General features: G+C 66.9%; 13 protein-coding genes. 8 read left to right on the top strand and 5 right to left on the bottom strand.

What is annotated here, in order from left to right:
- The first annotated feature begins 18 nt into the window (after nt 1-18).
- Both cobD and ACTDI4_RS15665 read left to right on the top strand, forming a co-directional pair.
- Nucleotides 19-1,044, top strand: coding sequence for a threonine-phosphate decarboxylase CobD (gene cobD, locus ACTDI4_RS15670; protein WP_442843375.1), 1,026 nt, complete (start codon nt 19-21; stop codon nt 1,042-1,044).
- Nucleotides 1,041-1,562, top strand: a complete 522-nt coding sequence (locus ACTDI4_RS15665) for a tyrosine phosphatase family protein (protein WP_442842019.1) — start codon at nt 1,041-1,043, stop codon at nt 1,560-1,562. The genes cobD and ACTDI4_RS15665 overlap by 4 nt, the downstream gene beginning before the upstream one ends.
- Before the next feature lie 6 nt (nt 1,563-1,568).
- Here ACTDI4_RS15665 and ACTDI4_RS15660 read toward each other — a convergent pair whose 3' ends face one another.
- A complete protein-coding gene (locus ACTDI4_RS15660) occupies nt 1,569-2,372 on the bottom strand; it encodes a creatininase family protein (RefSeq protein WP_442842018.1) in 804 nt (267 codons plus the stop codon).
- 31 nt (nt 2,373-2,403) lie between these two features.
- Entirely contained in the window at nt 2,404-2,787 is a 384-nt protein-coding gene (locus tag ACTDI4_RS15655; protein ID WP_442842017.1) for a RidA family protein, read from the bottom strand.
- A gap of 250 nt (nt 2,788-3,037) precedes the next feature.
- On the opposite strand from ACTDI4_RS15655, the gene ACTDI4_RS15650 reads away from it, so the two are divergent.
- From ACTDI4_RS15650 to ACTDI4_RS15625, 6 genes are all read left to right on the top strand, one after another.
- Complete coding sequence (locus ACTDI4_RS15650; RefSeq protein WP_442842016.1) at nt 3,038-4,042, top strand: ABC transporter substrate-binding protein; 1,005 nt, start codon at nt 3,038-3,040, stop codon at nt 4,040-4,042.
- Nucleotides 4,043-4,088: 46 nt separating this feature from the next.
- Nucleotides 4,089-4,886, top strand: a complete 798-nt coding sequence (locus ACTDI4_RS15645; protein WP_442842015.1) for an ABC transporter ATP-binding protein — start codon at nt 4,089-4,091, stop codon at nt 4,884-4,886.
- Nucleotides 4,873-5,724: an ABC transporter permease gene (locus ACTDI4_RS15640; RefSeq protein WP_442842014.1), complete on the top strand. Its 852-nt coding sequence runs from the start codon at nt 4,873-4,875 to the stop codon at nt 5,722-5,724. Before ACTDI4_RS15645 ends, ACTDI4_RS15640 begins: the two co-directional genes overlap by 14 nt.
- A 93-nt stretch (nt 5,725-5,817) precedes the next feature.
- Nucleotides 5,818-7,134 (top strand): cytosine deaminase, encoded by a 1,317-nt coding sequence (locus ACTDI4_RS15635; protein ID WP_442842013.1) that lies wholly within the window; start codon nt 5,818-5,820, stop codon nt 7,132-7,134.
- Nucleotides 7,134-8,537 (top strand): FAD-binding oxidoreductase, encoded by a 1,404-nt coding sequence (locus ACTDI4_RS15630; RefSeq protein ID WP_442843374.1) that lies wholly within the window; start codon nt 7,134-7,136, stop codon nt 8,535-8,537. The genes ACTDI4_RS15635 and ACTDI4_RS15630 overlap by 1 nt, the downstream gene beginning before the upstream one ends.
- A gap of 8 nt (nt 8,538-8,545) precedes the next feature.
- The gene (locus ACTDI4_RS15625; RefSeq protein ID WP_442842012.1) at nt 8,546-9,133 is read left to right on the top strand and encodes an NAD(P)H-dependent oxidoreductase; all 588 of its coding nucleotides are present in this window, start codon (nt 8,546-8,548) and stop codon (nt 9,131-9,133) included.
- Nucleotides 9,134-9,298: 165 nt separating this feature from the next.
- On the opposite strand, the gene ACTDI4_RS15620 is transcribed toward ACTDI4_RS15625, so the two are convergent.
- Genes ACTDI4_RS15620 through ACTDI4_RS15610 form a run of 3 tightly spaced genes read right to left on the bottom strand, consistent with a single transcriptional unit; the run spans nt 9,299 to nt 15,409 of the window.
- The gene (locus tag ACTDI4_RS15620) at nt 9,299-11,758 is read right to left on the bottom strand and encodes a GcvT family protein (RefSeq protein WP_442842011.1); all 2,460 of its coding nucleotides are present in this window, start codon (nt 11,756-11,758) and stop codon (nt 9,299-9,301) included.
- Nucleotides 11,755-12,954 carry a pyridoxal phosphate-dependent aminotransferase gene (locus tag ACTDI4_RS15615; protein ID WP_442842010.1) on the bottom strand — a complete coding sequence of 400 codons (1,200 nt, stop codon included), beginning with the start codon at nt 12,952-12,954 and terminating at the stop codon, nt 11,755-11,757. Before ACTDI4_RS15615 ends, ACTDI4_RS15620 begins: the two co-directional genes overlap by 4 nt.
- 1 nt (nt 12,955) lies before the next feature.
- On the bottom strand, nt 12,956-15,409 hold the full coding sequence (locus ACTDI4_RS15610) for a GcvT family protein (RefSeq protein WP_442842009.1): 2,454 nt from the start codon (nt 15,407-15,409) through the stop codon (nt 12,956-12,958).
- Nucleotides 15,410-15,418 lie beyond the last annotated feature (9 nt).

The raw sequence follows: 15,418 nt of genomic DNA, 5'->3' as shown, positions 1-15,418 counted from the left end.
GGCGAAGCGGCGGCGAGGATGGATCACGGCGGCAGCCTGGAGCGGGCCAGGGCGCTGTTTCCGCATGCGCCCGAACCGTTCGTCGACCTTTCGACCGGGATCAACCCGCACTCCTACCCGCTTTTTGCGCTGCCCGCCACCGCCCTGTCGCGCCTGCCGGAGCCGGCGCGGGCGCGTGAACTCGGCGAGGTGGCGGCGCAGGCCTACGGCGCGCCGTCCGCCGCCCATGTGGCGGCTGCGCCCGGCACGCAGATCCTGCTGCCGCTGGTGGCCTCGCTGGCAAGACCCGGCCTGGCGCGGGTGCTTTCACCCACCTATGCCGAGCACGCGCAGGCGGCGCGCGTCGCCGGCCACGAGGTGGAGCAGGTCGAGCGCTTCGAGGCGCTGGCCCAAGGCGAGCTTGCCGTGGTGGTCAACCCGAACAATCCCGACGGCCGCGTGGTCTCCCGCGAAAAGCTGCTGGAGCTTGCCGCCCGTCTCCACGCCAAGGGCGGGTTGCTGGTCGTGGACGAAGCCTTCATGGATGTCGGGCCCGGCGCGGAAAGCCTTGCGGGCGACGTGGAGCGGGGCGGCATGGTGGTGCTGCGCTCCTTCGGAAAATTCTTCGGCCTGGCCGGGGTCAGGCTGGGTTTCGCGCTGGCGGACGAAGCGACGGCGCGGCGGCTGGACGCGCGCCTCGGCCCATGGGCTGTCTCCGGCCCGGCGCTGGAATACGGCATCCGCGCACTGGCCGACACGCGCTGGCAACGGCAGATGCGCGAAAGGCTGGCAAAAGAGGCCACGCGGCTCGACGCCCTGCTTGCCAGGCACGGCGCTCCGGTTCGCGGCGGCACGAGCCTGTTCCGCTATCTTGAGTTTCCGGGAGCGGCCGGCCTGTTTTCGGCGCTCGGCGAACAGGGCATCCTGCTGCGGCACTTCGCCGGGCGGCCGCATGCGCTGCGCGCCGGCCTGCCGGGCACGGAGGAAGAATGGCGGCGGCTGGAGGCGGCCCTTGCCTCCCGGGCGGGAAAGCGCGACCATCCACGCGAGGAGCCCCGGCCATGACCGACACCCAATCCACCATCATCGTATGTCCGCTCTCCAGGGTCGAGGAAACGGTGACCAGAGCAGGCGCGGTGCGGCTGCTTTCGCTGCTGGCCGAAGGCACGGCGATGGAGCGGCCGCTTTCCATCCTGCCGCAGAACCATCTCCATCTGGTCATGCACGACATCGCCGAGGCGCAGGAAGGCATGACGCCGCCGGGCCTGACGCATGTGCACAGCCTGCTGGCGTTCGCGCAATCCTGGGAGCGGTCCCGGCCGCTGGTGGTGAACTGCTATGCCGGCATCAGCCGCTCCACGGCGTCGGCCTATATCATCGCGGCCGCCCTTTCCCCCCAGCGCGACGAGGAGGAACTGGCGCAGATGCTACGCGCGCTCTCGCCCTCCGCCACGCCGAACCCGAAGCTGATCTCCGTTGCCGACGATGTGCTGGGACGGCGCGGGCGCATGGTAGAGGCGATCAGGGCGATCGGCCGTGGCGCCGAGGCGTTCGAGGGCGTGCCCTTCGCGCTGCCGATCTGACCGGGATCAGGCCAGCCAATCCGCCAGTTTCGCCTTGCGCACGTCCTCCAGCAGCCGCACGAAGCCGTCGGCCTGATATTGCGCCGTCAGCCGGCCTTTCTCGGCCGTCGCGAGGGAGGCGTCGCCCGCCACGCCATGCTCGTTGATGTCGCTGGCGATCCAGGCGAAGGCATGGGTGCCGGTCTGGCGCAGCAGCTCGAAGTGCCTGTCGGCCCGGGTGACGTTGGAGACGAAGTCGCGGGCCTGGCTCATGTCGACCAGGTCGGGCCGGAAATGCAGCATCAGCGAGGTCTCCACGTCGCCGCCATGGATGCCGAGGCGGTCTTCCTCGGGCGTGTACATGCCTTCCGGCCGGCCGAAGCGCTGCCAGCTCGTCTTCACCGCCAGCATTTTGGCGCGCACGCGCAGTTCGCGGGTGACGATGCCCATGATCTCCTCGTTGCCGCCATGCGAATTGACGACGACGATCTTGCGGACGCCGGCGCGGGCCACGGAAAGGCCAAGCTCTGTCCAGGCTTCGACCAGCGTTGCGGGCGGCAGGGTGAGCGTGCCGGGCGCGTGCACGTGCTCGTTCGACTTGCCCACCGCCTGCACCGGCAGGATGCGCACGTCGAGATCGTGCGGCAGGCGCGCGATCACCGTCTCCAGCATGCCGGTCATGATGGTGGTGTCGGTGGAGACGGGCAGGTGCGGCCCGTGCTGCTCGATGGCCGCCACCGGCAGCACCGCGATGGTTTCTTCGGCGTCGATGGAGCCATATTCGGTGGTGCGGTAGTCGCCCCACCAGGCGCGCCGTTTCGTTTCGCTCATTGTGTTCCTCGTTGCTGCTTTGCGGACCGCGTCAGCCTGCGGCGATCACCTCGATCTCGATCTTGAATTCCGGCCGCGAGAAGCCCGACACGATGATCAGCGTCGAGGCCGGCGCGGGGTCGGAAAACAGCCGGTCGCGCACCTGCATGTAAGGTTTCATATGGGCGCGGTCGGTGACGAAGGTATTGATGCGCACGATGTCGGCGAGGTCGAGCCCGGCTTCGGCAAGCACGGCGGCGATGTTGGCGAAGCACAGTTCGGCCTGGGCGCCGGCGTCGTCGGGCACCGAATCGTCGGGCCCGATGCCAAGCTGGCCGGAGCACAGCACCAGCCGCTTGCCGGCGGGCACTTCCACGCCGTGGCTGTAGCGGGCGAAGGGCGGCCGGATGGATTTGGGGGTCAGGAACCTGAACATGGACGCATCCTTTTGGCGACAAGGGTAGACGCCGGCGCGGAACCCCACAAGTTCGCTTTGGATGGCATGCGCCGATTGTGGACAGACGTTTCGAAAATAGGCACGATGCCGCGCGCAGCACGACTCGGCCGGGCCCTGCCTTCAGGCGGGAAGGCATTTGCGGCGCGACGGCCGGCCGGTCATGTCCTGCACTGCACAACAAGGTCGTCGGGCCGGCGGGCGGCGCCGGTATAAAGGAAGGATGGGGCCCATGGTTGGAAGAATCTGGATTGCCGCGGGCGCGCTGGCGCTGCTGGCGGGCGGCACGGCGGGTGCTGCGGCCAACGAGAAGGTGGTGTTCGGCACCAACTGGCTGGCGCAGGCCGAGCATGGCGGCTTCTACCAGGCGATGCTGGACGGCACCTATTCGGCCTGCGGCCTGGACGTTTCCATCATGCAGGGCGGCCCGCAGGTCAGCGGCCGGCCGCTGCTTTTGGCCGGCAAGATCGACTTCTACATGGGCGGCAACATGCTGCAGGCGTTCGACGCCGTGCAGCAGGACATTCCGCTCAGGGTGGTGGCTGCCACCTTCCAGAAGGACCCGCAGGTGATGATGTCGCATCCCGGCCAGGGCCTCGACACATGGGAAGACCTGCCGAAGGCGGAGCAGTACATCATCGGCGACGAAGGCGCGCAGAGCTTCCTTTTGTGGATGACCAGCGAGTTCGGCTTCGATCCGGCCAAGCGCGTGCCCTACACCTTCAATGCGGCGCCCTTCATCGCCAATCCGAAGTCGATCCAGCAGGGCTACGTCACCTCCGAGCCCTATGCGGTGGAGAAGGAGGGCGGCTTCCAGCCCAACGTCTTCCTGCTCGCCGACAACGGCTTCAACGCCTATGCCACCACGATCGAGGCTATGCAGGAGACGATCGACAAGCGGCCCGAGGTGGTGCAGTGCTTCGTCGACGGCTCCGCCAAGGGTTGGTACAAATATCTCTACGGCGACAATTCGGCGGCCAACGCGGCGATCAAGAAGGACAATCCCGACATCACCGACGAGCAGATCGCCTTCTCGATCGCGCAGATGAAGAAATACGGCATCGTCGATTCCGGCGACGCCGAAAAGCTCGGCATCGGCGCCATGACCGACGAGCGCGTGCAAAGCTTCTACGACAAGATGGTGAAGGCCAAGGCCGTTCCGGCCGACATCGACATCAAGAAGGCCTACACGCTCGTCTTCGTCAACAAGGGCGTCGGGCTCGACTTGAAGAAGTGAAAGCCGGGAAGAAGTGAGAACCGGGCGGATGCCGGACAGCGATGCCATGCCGGTGCCCCCAGGCGGAGCCGGAGCGGACCTGCTTTGCCTGCGCGGGGTGGGCAAGGTCTTTTCCAACGGGGTCACGGCGCTGTCGGACGTCGATATGGCCATCCGGGAAGGCGATTTCGTCAGCCTTCTCGGCCCTTCCGGCTGCGGCAAGTCAACGGCGCTGAGGCTGATTGCCGGGCTTTCCACGCCGACCTCCGGCACGATCGACCGCCCGGGCTCGACCGGCGAGACCGTCGGCTTCGTCTTCCAGGAGCCGACGCTGCTGCCCTGGGCGAGCGTCTTCGACAATGTCTGGCTGCCGCTTCGGCTCAAGGGCGTGTCGCGCGCCGAGGCCGCGCCCGCGGTGATGGAGATGCTGGCGCGCGTGCATCTGGACAAGTTTGCCGCCGCCGTGCCGCGCGAGCTTTCCGGCGGCATGAAGATGCGGGTGTCCATCGCGCGCGCCCTGGTGACGAAACCGCGCGTGCTCCTGATGGACGAGCCATTCGCGGCGCTGGACGAGATCACCCGCTTCAAGCTCAACAACGATCTCCTGGACCTGTGGCAGGACCAGCGCTTCACCACCGTTTTCGTCACCCATTCGGTGTTCGAGAGCGTGTTCCTGTCCAATCGCGTCATCGTCATGGCGGCGCGGCCGGGCCGGGTGTTCGAGGAACTGGCGGTCGACGCGCCCTATCCGCGTAACGAGGCGTTCCGCACCTCGCCCGTCTATACGGCACTGTGCCGGCAGGCCTCGGACATGCTGGCCGGCGCCATCAACTCCACGACGGGGGCCGGCCATGGCAGCCATTGAGCACGCCGCCCAGCCGCTCGACTCGGAAGAGGCGCGCCGCGTGCGCCAGCAGCGGCTGGAACGGGTCGGCAGATGGCTTTTGCCGCTCGTCATCATGGTGCTGGCGATCTGGCTGTGGGACCGCATCTGCGTGTGGAACGGTATCCCGAAATACATCCTGCCGCGCCCCGGCGTGGTGCTACAGACGCTTTATTCCGATGCCGGCCTCCTGTTTTCCTCGCTGCTGGTGACGCTGAAGATCACGTTCCTGTCGCTGCTGCTGGCGGTGGTGGGCGGCGTGGGGCTGTCGGTGCTGTTCGCGCAGTCGAAATGGGTGGAGATGTCGTTCTTCCCCTTCGCCGTGATCCTGCAGGTGACGCCGATCGTGGCGATCTTCCCGCTCATCAACATCTATGTCGACAACCAGACGGCCAAGCTTCTCCTGTGCGCCTGGATCGTGGCCTTCTTCCCGATCCTGTCCAACACCACGCTGGGGCTCAACTCGGTCGACCGCAATCTGCGCGACCTGTTCCGCCTGAACGGCGCCACCCGCTGGCAGGAACTGTGGCACCTGCGGCTGCCGGCGGCGATGCCCTATTTCCTCGGCGGCCTGAAGATCGCCGGCGGGCTGTCGCTGATCGGCGCGGTGGTGGCCGAGTTCGTCGCCGGCGCGTCGGGCCAGTCATCGGGGCTCGCCTCGCGCATCATCGAGGCCGGTTATCGGCTCAACGCGCCGCGCCTGTTCGCAGCGCTGATCCTGATCTCGCTCACCGGTATCGTCATCTTCCTGGTGCTGTCGCTGGTTTCGCATCTGGTGCTGCGCCGCTGGCACGAGAGCGCGCTCAAGCAGGAAGGATAGGGACGTGGCAGTGAGTAGCGTCACCCCGGATAACCGCACCTTCGCTCCGCTTCGGGCGGCTTCCGGGATGACGGCGGAGGGGGGAGCCAGGCCGTGACAGCCCTGCCTCCCATCCCCGCCTCCGGCTCTTTCGTGCTCGCCAGCGCCCGCGTGCATTCCTCACTGGCGCTCGACCTCAAGGCGCAGTTCGACGGCGACGGCTTTACGCTGGCCAATATCGATGTGGTGGACGGGCGCATAAGGGCGATCGCGCCCGCGACACCGGCAAAACCACACGCCGCCGCCATCGACCTGAAGGGCCGCATCGTGCTGCCCTGTTTCGTCGATTGCCACACCCATATCGACAAGGGCCATATCTGGCCGCGCAGCCCCAACCCGGACGGTTCGTTCAAGGGGGCGCTGGGTGCCAACGAGACCGACAGGCGCGCGCGCTGGAGCGCTCGGGACGTGGCCCGCCGCATGGATTTTTCGCTGCGCTGCGCCTACGCCCACGGCACCAAAGCGCTGCGCACGCATCTGGACAGCGGCGCGCCGCAGGAGGAAATTTCCTGGCCGGTGTTCGAGGAGATGCGGGCGCGCTGGAAAGGCCGCATCGAATTGCAGGCGGCGGCGCTGGTCGGCATCGAGAACGTGCGGGATGCCGCCTGGTTCGGGCGCCTGGCCGGCCGCGTGGCGGTGGCGCGCGGGGTGCTCGGCGCCGTCACCTACATGGTGCCGGACCTCGACGACCTGCTCGACCGCATGTTCAGCGTCGCGATCTCGCTTGGCCTCGACCTCGATTTCCACGCCGACGAGACCGACAATGTCGGCGCGATCTCGCTGAAGAGAATAGCCGAGGCTGCGCTTCGCCATCGCTTTGAGGGAAAGATCCTCGTCGGCCATTGCTGCTCGCTGGCGCGCCAGCCGGATGCGGACGTGCTCGACACGCTGGACAAGGTGGCCCGGGCGGGCATGGCGGTCGTGTCGCTGCCCATGTGCAATCTCTACCTGCAGGACCGCCGTCACGACGGCACCACGCCGCGCTGGCGGGGCGTGACGCTGCTGCACGAGATGAAGGCGCGCGGCATTCCGGTGTCGGTGGCCTCCGACAACACGCGCGATCCCTTCTATGCCTATGGCGACCTCGACATGCTCGAGGTCTATCGCATGGCCACCCGCATCCTGCATCTCGACCATCCGGTCGAGGACTGGCCCAAGGCGGTCGCCGCGACGCCGGGAAGGGCGATGGGGCTTGCCGGTGCGGGGGTGTTGCGCGCGGGCGGGCCGGCCGACTTCATCGTCTTCAAGGGGCGAAGCTGGACCGAGCTTCTGTCGCGGCCGGAACCGGACCGCATCGTGGTCCGCGACGGGCGCCACATCGACGTGAGGCCGCCCGATTATGCCGAACTCGACGATCTGATGGTGGAATGATGGATATCGCCGCGCTGAAACGCGATCTCGACGGACTCAGGATCGACGATCACGAAAAGATCGTGCAGCAGAAGAGCCGCGATTTCTACTGGTACAGCCCGGTGCTGAAGCGCCAGCTCGATGGCGTCACCGGCGATCTCGTGGTCTCGCCACGCAACGAGGCGGAAGTCATTCGCGTGCTGGCCGCCTGCCACCGGCACGGCGTGCCGGTCACGCCGCGCGGCACCGGCACGGGCAATTACGGCCAGGCCATGCCGCTTTCGGGGGGAGTGGTGCTGTCGCTCGCCGACATGAACGAGGTCACCGCCATTTCGCCCGGCCGCGTGGTGTGCGGACCCGGCGCCATCATCGCCGACATCGACAAGGCCACGCGCGCGCATTCGGGGCAGGAATTGCGCCTGCATCCTTCCACCTACAACACCGCCTCGATCGGCGGCTTCGTCGCCGGCGGCTCCGGCGGCGTCGGCTCGATCAATTTTGGCGGCCTGCGCGATTTCGGCAATGTGCTGCGGCTGCGGGTCGTGACCATGGAGGCCGAGCCGCGGGTGCTCGACCTCACCGGCGAGGATCTGCACAAGGTCACCCACGCCTACGGCACCAACGGCATCATCACCGAGGTGGAGATGCCGCTGACGGCCGCCTACGACTGGGTGGACGTGATCGTCGGCTTCGGCAGCTTCATGGATGCCGCCCGCTTCGGCAACGCGCTCGGCTGCCAGGACGGGCTTTTGACCAAGCTGATAACGCCGATCGCCGCGCCGGTTCCGCAGGACTATTTCAAGCGCCACCAGCGCTTCTTCCGGCCGGGCCAGAGCATCTGCCTGGCGATGGTGGCGGCGCATTCGCTGGACGCTTTTTTAGCCTTCACCGCCCGCCAGGGCGGCGAGGTGCTGCTGAATGCGGCAGCCATGTCGGATGAGGAGAAGAAGGGCCTGCCGCCGACCTATGAACTGGCGTGGAACCACACGACGCTGCGGGCGCTGCGCGTCGATCCGTCCATCACCTACCTGCAGTCGCTCTATCCGTTCCCGAACCAACTGGAGCTGGTGGAGAAGATGGACGCCATGTTCCCCGGCGAGGTGTTCTCGCATCTGGAGTTCGTGCGGCTGGACGGCAACGTCACCTGCTTCGGCCTCAACCTCGTGCGCTTCACCACGGAAGAGCGGCTGGAGGAAATCGTCCGCGTCTTCGAGGAAAACGGCTGTCCGATCTTCAATCCGCACCGCTACACGCTGGAGGAGGGCGGCATGAAGCAGACGGATGCGGTGCAGCTTGCCTTCAAGCGCGAAGCCGATCCGCAGGGACTGCTCAATCCGGGCAAGATGATCGCCTGGGAGAACCCGGACTACGACTACCGCTCCGGCCGCACTTTCCTTTTCAAGGGACTGGAGAAGGTGGGGTAGGGCCGTTCATGCGCGTCCTCGTCGTCTACTGCCATCCCGTTCCGGAAAGCTTTTGCGCGGCACTGCGCGATGCGGTGCTGGAGGCGATTGCGGCCAAGGGCTGCGAGGCCCGGCTCGTCGATCTCTATGCCGAGAATTTCGATCCCGTCATGCGCGAGCCCGAGCGGCGGCAGTACAACGACCGCGCGCCGAGCGATCCCGCGCTTGCCGCGCATATTGAGCACCTGAAATGGGCAGAGGCGCTCGTCTTCGTCTACCCGACCTGGTGGTACGGCCTGCCGGCAATGCTGAAGGGGTGGCTCGACCGCGTTTGGGCGACCGACGTGGCGTTCGAATTGCCGAAGGGGATGGCGCCGGTCAAGCCGCTGATGACGCATATCTCCAAGATCGCCGTGGTCACCACCTGCGGGGCGCCGCGCTGGTGGTCGCATGTGGTCGGCCATCCGGGGCGCAAGACCATCCTGCGCGGCATCCGCGCCCTGTGCGGCTGGCGCTGCCGCACGCTGTTCGTGGCGCACTACCTGATGGACAAGTCAACGCCGCAGACGCGGGCCGCGTTCCTGCGCGAGGTGCGGCGCAAGCTCGAGGCGTTTTGAGGGGGCCGGCATAGGAAACCGGCAGCCGCCCCCTCATCCGGCCGCTTCGCGGCCACCTTCTCCCCACAGGGGAGAAGAGGTTTGTAGCGCTGTTTCCGAAACTCCTCTCCCCTCTGGGGAGAGGTTCGCCGAGCGAAGCGGAGGCGGGGTGAGGGGGAAAACGCGCTACGCCCTTACCCTTTCCGCCCTGGGATCGTACATCGGCTTCAGCGAAGCCTCGGCGGCGAAGCGTTCGCCGGCGATCTCGATCTCGTATGTCGAGCCGAGAATGTCGGCCTCGCTCTCGCCCCTGGCCGGCACATAGCCCATGCCGATGGCGCCGCCGAGATGGTGGCCGTAATTGCCGGAGGTGATGATGCCGACGATCCTGCCGTCGCGCACCAGCGCCTCGTTGTGGAACAGCAGCGGCTCTGGGTCGGCAAGGCGAAACTGGAGGAGCCTGCGGTCGAGACCGGCCTCCTTCCTGGCGAGCACCGCGTCCCGGCCGATGAAATCGCCCTTGCCGGTCTTCACGGCAAAGCCGAGGCCCGCCTCCAGCACATGGTCCTCGTCGGTGATGTCGTGGCCGAAATGGCGGAAGGCCTTTTCGATGCGGCAGGAATCCAGCGTGTGCAGGCCGCACAGCTTCAGGTCGAACTCGCGGCCGGCTTCCTCCAGCGCCTCGAAGACATGCGCTGCCTGATCGGTCGGGACGTAAAGCTCCCAGCCAAGCTCGCCGACATAGGTGACGCGATGGGCGCGGGCCAGGCCCATGCCGATCTCTATCTCCTGAAACGTTCCGAACGGATTGGTTTCATTCGAGAAATCGTTCGGGCTCACCTTTTGAATCAACTGGCGTGAGCGCGGGCCCATCAGGCACAGCACCGCTTCGGCCGCCGTCACATCGGTGACGACGACGAACTCGTCGCGCAGATGTTTTCTCAACCATGCGAGATCGCGCTGCAGGGTCGCGCCCGGCACCACGGCGAAGAAGGCCGTTTCCGACAGGCGCGAGACGGTGAGGTCGCTTTCGATGCCGCCGCGCTCGTTCAGCATCTGCGTGTAGACGATCTTGCCGGGCGCCACGTCGAGATCGTTGGCGCACAGGCGCTGCAGGAAGGAAAGCGCGTCGCGCCCCTCGATGCGGATCTTGCCGAAGGAGGTCATGTCGAACAGGCCGACATTGTTGCGCACGGCCAGATGCTCCTCGCGCTGGTTGTCGAACCAGTTCTGCCGCCACCACGAATAGCGGTATTCGCGTTCCTGGCCCTCTTTTGCGAACCAGTTGGCGCGCTCCCAGCCGGCGACCTCGCCGAAGACGGCGCCGCGCGCCTTGAGGTGCTCATGGATCGGCGAGCGGCGCACGCCGCGCGAGGTCGTCACCTGCCGATAGGGGAAGTGGTCGGCATAGAGCAGGCCAAGCGTTTCCGAAACCCGCTCCTTCAGATAGGCGCGGTTCTTCTGGAAGGGCTGCACGCGGCGGATGTCGACTTCCCACAGGTCGAAGGGGGCCTCGCCGTCGTTGATCCATTGCGCCAGCGCCATGCCGGCGCCGCCGGAGGACACGATGCCGATGGAATTGTAGCCGGCCGCCACCCAGTAGCCGGAAAGCTCCGGCGCCTCGCCAAGATAGTAGCGGTCGTCGGGGGTGAAGCTTTCTGGACCGTTGAAGAAGGTGTGGATGCCGGCGGTGCCCAGCATGGGCATGCGGTTCACGCCCATTTCGAGGATCGGCTCGAAATGCTCGAAATCCTCAGGCAACTGGTCGAAGCAGAAATCCTCGCGGATGCCGTCCATGCCCCAGGGTTTTGCCTTGGGCTCGAAGGCGCCGAGCATCATCTTGCCGGCGTCCTCCTTGTAGTAGGCGCATTCGTCGGGCACGCGCAGCACCGGCAGGCGGGTGAGGCCGGCGATCGGTTCGGTGATGAGGTAGAAGTGCTCGCAGGCATGCAGCGGAACGTTGACGCCCGACATGGCGCCGAGGTCGCGCGCCCACATGCCGGCGCAGTTGATGACGATGTCGGCCTCGATCGTGCCCTGTTCCTCGCCTTGCGCCCAGGACACGCCGGTGACATGGCCGTTCCTGGCATGCACGGCGGTGACCTTCACGCCCTCGATGATCCTGGCGCCGCGCTGGCGCGCGCCTTTGGCCAGCGCCATGGCGATGTTGGCGGGGTCGCACTGTCCGTCGAGCGGCAGGTGGACGGCGCCGACCACGTCGGAGACGTTGAGATGCGGGTACATCTCCTTCACTTCCTGCGGAGAAATCTCGCGCACGTCGACGTCGAAGGCGCGCGCCACGGTGGCCTGCCGGTAGATCTCATGCTTGCGCTCCTCGGTGAGCGCCACGGTGATGGAGCCGACTTGGCGCATGCCGGTGGCCACCCCGGTCTCTTCCTCCAGCTTGACGTAGAGGTCTGCCGAATATTTGGCCAGCCGCGTCATGTTCTGCGAGCCGCGCAACTGCCCGATCAGCCCGGCGGCGTGCCAGGTGGTGCCGCAGGTGAGTTGCTTGCGCTCCAGAAGCACGATGTCGGTCCAGCCCAGCCTGGCCAGGTGATAGGCGACGGAGCAGCCGGAGACGCCGCCGCCGATGATGACGGCGCGGGCCCTGGCGGGAACGGCTTTTTGCAGCTCGGCGCTCATGCGTGTCTGCTTTCCTTCCGGGAATTGCGATAGGCGGAGGCGAAGCGGCGCAGGCGCGCGGCCGCCTCCCGAAGCAAGGGCTCCGGCTGGCACAGGCTGATGCGGATGTGGCCGCTTGCCGCCTCGCCGAAGCTGCTGCCGGGCATGACGGCGACGCTCTCTGCGTCGAGCAGGGCGAAGGCGAATTTCTCGTCGTCTGGCTCGATGGCCGAGATGTCGAGCATGGCGTACATGCCGCCTTCGGAGCCGCGCACCACGACGTCGTTCATGCCGCGCACGGCGTCGAGGAAGACGCTGCGGCGCGCCGCGTAGCGCTCGGCGATCTCGGCTACCCCGTAGCCGCTTTCCAGCGCCTCCGCCGACGCGCGCGAGACGAAGTCGGTGAGGCCGTAGGTGGTGACGAGGTTCAGGCTGCCCAGAAGCGCCACCATCTCCTCGGGGCCGGTGAGCCAGCCGATGCGCCAGCCGGTCATGCCGTGGCTCTTGGACATGGAGTTGATGACAAGCGTGCGCTCGGCCATGCCGGGCAGGGCGCGCGGCGAAATGTGCTCGGCTTCTCCCCCAAGCGTCCAGTAGACCTCGTCGGAGAGCAGCCACAGGTCGTGCCGGCGGCAGACATCGGCGATGCCTTCGAGCGTTGCCCGCGTGTAGACGGCGCCGGTGGGGTTGTTGGGCGTGTTGATGAGAATGGCGCGCGTGTTGGGCTGCAGGGCCTTCTCGATCGCCGCGGCGTCCGGCTGGAAGCCGTCGGCGGCGCGCGCCTCCACCACCGTGAAGCCGGCGCCGGCTGCCCGGAACGTACCCGGATAGGTGGCATAGTAGGGCGCCACGACGATGGCATGCTCGCCGGGATCGAGCACGCCCTGCACGGCCGCGTAGAGCGCAAGCTGCCCGCCGGGCGTGGCGATGACCTCTTCCGGCGTGGTGGGCACGCCGGTCGCCTGCGCCGAGATGGCCGCCATGGCCGCGCGCAGGCGCGGGATGCCGGAAAGCTGCGTGTAGTGATGATAGCCGTCGCGCACCGCCGCCACGCAGGCCTCGATCGTCTCGTTCGGCGTGTCGAAGTCATGGTCGCCGACGGACAGCATGATGATGTCCTGCCCGGCCTCCTTGCGGGTCATGGCCTCGAAATGCACTTCCCAGCCGTCCTTGCCGGAAGGCGTGATGCCGCAGATGCGCGCAGAAGGTTTCGGCATTTTAGAGTCTCAATCTCTCGTTCTTCGGGTCCCACAGGGGCTCGTCCTTCTGCACGACCGCCGCAAAGCGGTCGCCGAAAATCTCGACCTCGACGCGGGTTCCCGGCTCGGCGAGGTCGGCCCGGATCATGCCGAGCGCGACAGACTTGTCCACCCGGTAGCCCCAGCCTCCTGACAGGGTCTCGCCGACGATGCCGCCGTCGTGCCACAGCGTCGACATGTAGGGCGCGTCGCATTCGCCGGGGTTTTCGACGACCAGCGTCACGAAGCGCTTCGAGACGCCCTGCTGCTTCTCGCCGGCCATCGCCGCCTTGCCGCGGAAATCGGGCTTCTCCCATTTCACGAAGCGTTCCAGCCCGCCCTGCAGCACGGTGTAGTCGGTGGAAAGGTCCTGCTTCCAGGCACGGTAGCCCTTTTCGAGCCGTAGCGAATCCAGCGCGAACATGCCGAACGGCTTCAGGCCGTGTTTTTGTCCCGCGGCCCAGACGGCGTCGAAGACTGCCGCTGTGTCCGCCAGCAGCGTGTGAATTTCCCAGCCCAGTTCGCCGGCGAAGGAGACGCGCACCAGGCGGGCCGGGCGGCCGGCGATTTTCGTCTCCTGGTGTGTCAGCCACGGCAGGGAAAGGTCGGCGTCGCAGAGTTCGGCCAGGATCCTGCGCGAATTGGGGCCGGACAGGATCTGGGTGGAGAAATCCTCCGTCCTGTCGGTCAAGGCGAAGGCCGCGTCCTGCGGCATGTGGCTCTTCAGCCACTCGAAGTCGTGCCATTGCGCGACGGCGGCGGTGATCAGCGTGATCTCCTCCTCGCCGCGGCGCATCACCGACATCTCGGTGACGATGCGGCCGGCGTCGTCGGCGAAATAGGCGAGGCCGATGCGGCCCGGCCTGGGCACCACGCCGGTGATCTGCGCAGCCAGCCATTCGGCTGCGCCCGGCCCTTCCAGCTCGAAGCGCGAGAAGCCCGGCAGGTCGAGGATGCCGGCGGCATCGCGCACGGCAAGGCACTCGTCGCGGATGCGCGGCTCCCACGGCCCGGCCCGCGAGAAGGTCTGGGTGGAGGCTTCCGACAGGTCGTCGCCGGCCTGCGCATACCATGTCGCGCGCTCCCAGCCATTATAGGCGTTGAACTGCGCGCCGAGCGCCTTCAGCCGCTCATGCAGCGGCGACAGCTTGCGGTCGCGCGCGGCCGGCCAGGCATGGCGCGGGAACCAGATGGCGTATTCGTTGCCGTAGATCTCCTTGCCCTTGGCCACGGCATAGTCGGGCGCGGCGGCGAAAGCGGTGAAGCGGCGCGGATCGCAGGTCCACATGTCCCATTCGGTGGCGCCCTGCGTCACCCATTCGGCCAGCACCTTGCCGGCCCCGCCCGCCTGGGCGATGCCGAAGGTGAAGACGCAGGCCTCGAAGGCGTTCGGCACGCCGGGCATCGGGCCGATCAGCGGATTGCCGTCCGGCGCGTAAGGGATGGGCCCGTTGATGACCTTGGAAAGCCCCGCCGTGCCGAGGATCGGCACGCGCGCCACGGCGTCGTTGAGATACCACTCCAGCCGTTCCAGGTCGTCGGGATAGAGCTGGAAGGAAAAGTCGGCCGGCATCGGATCGTCGGGCGTGGCCCAATGGGCGCGGCAGTTGCGCTCGTAGGGGCCGAGGTTCATGCCGTTCTTTTCCTGCCGCAGATAGTAGGAGGTGTTGACGTCGCGCAGCAGCGGCAGTTTTCGTCCCTGTTCATTCGACCATGCGGCAAGCTCCGGAATCTCGTCGAACAAGATGTACTGGTGGCTCATCACCATCATCGGCACGTGGCGGCCGAACATTTTTCCGACTTCGGCGGCGCGGTAGCCGGCGGCGTTGATCACGATCTCGCAGCGTATGTCGCCCTGGGCGGTGGAGACGACCCATTCGCCGTTCTCGCGGCGCACCCCGGTGACCGGGCAGAAGCGGATGATCTTGGCGCCCCGGTCGCGCGCGCCCTTGGCAAGTGCCTGGGTGAGCTGGGCGGGGTCGATGTCGCCGTCATTGGGGTCGTAGAGTGCGCCCTGCAAGTCGTGCGTCTCGATGAAGGGATAGCGGGACCTGATCTCGTCCGGGCCGATCACCTCGATGTCCATGCCCTGGTAGCGACCCATGCCCTTGGCGCGCTGGAACTCGCGCATGCGCTCCTTCGTATGCGCCAGCCGGATCGAGCCGGTGACGTGGTAATTCATGGGATAATCCACCTCGGCGGCCAGCCCGCGGTACAGTTCGGTGGAATAGCGCTGCATGTTCATCAGCGCCCAGGAGTTGGAGAAGGTCGGCACGTTGCCGGCGGCATGCCATGTGGAGCCGGACGTCAGCTCGTTCTTTTCCAGAAGCACGCAATCTGTCCAGCCGGCCTTGGCCAGGTGGTAGAGCGACGAGGCGCCCACCGCGCCGCCGCCGATGATGACGACCCGCGCCGTCGTTGGAAAGTCAGCCATTCGTCTCCT

It is taken from the genome of Mesorhizobium sp. PUT5 (assembly GCF_052216645.1).
Lineage (GTDB): Bacteria > Pseudomonadota > Alphaproteobacteria > Rhizobiales > Rhizobiaceae > Mesorhizobium.
Note: the sequence above shows the minus strand (reverse complement) of the source record. Positions and strands in the feature narration are given on the sequence as shown.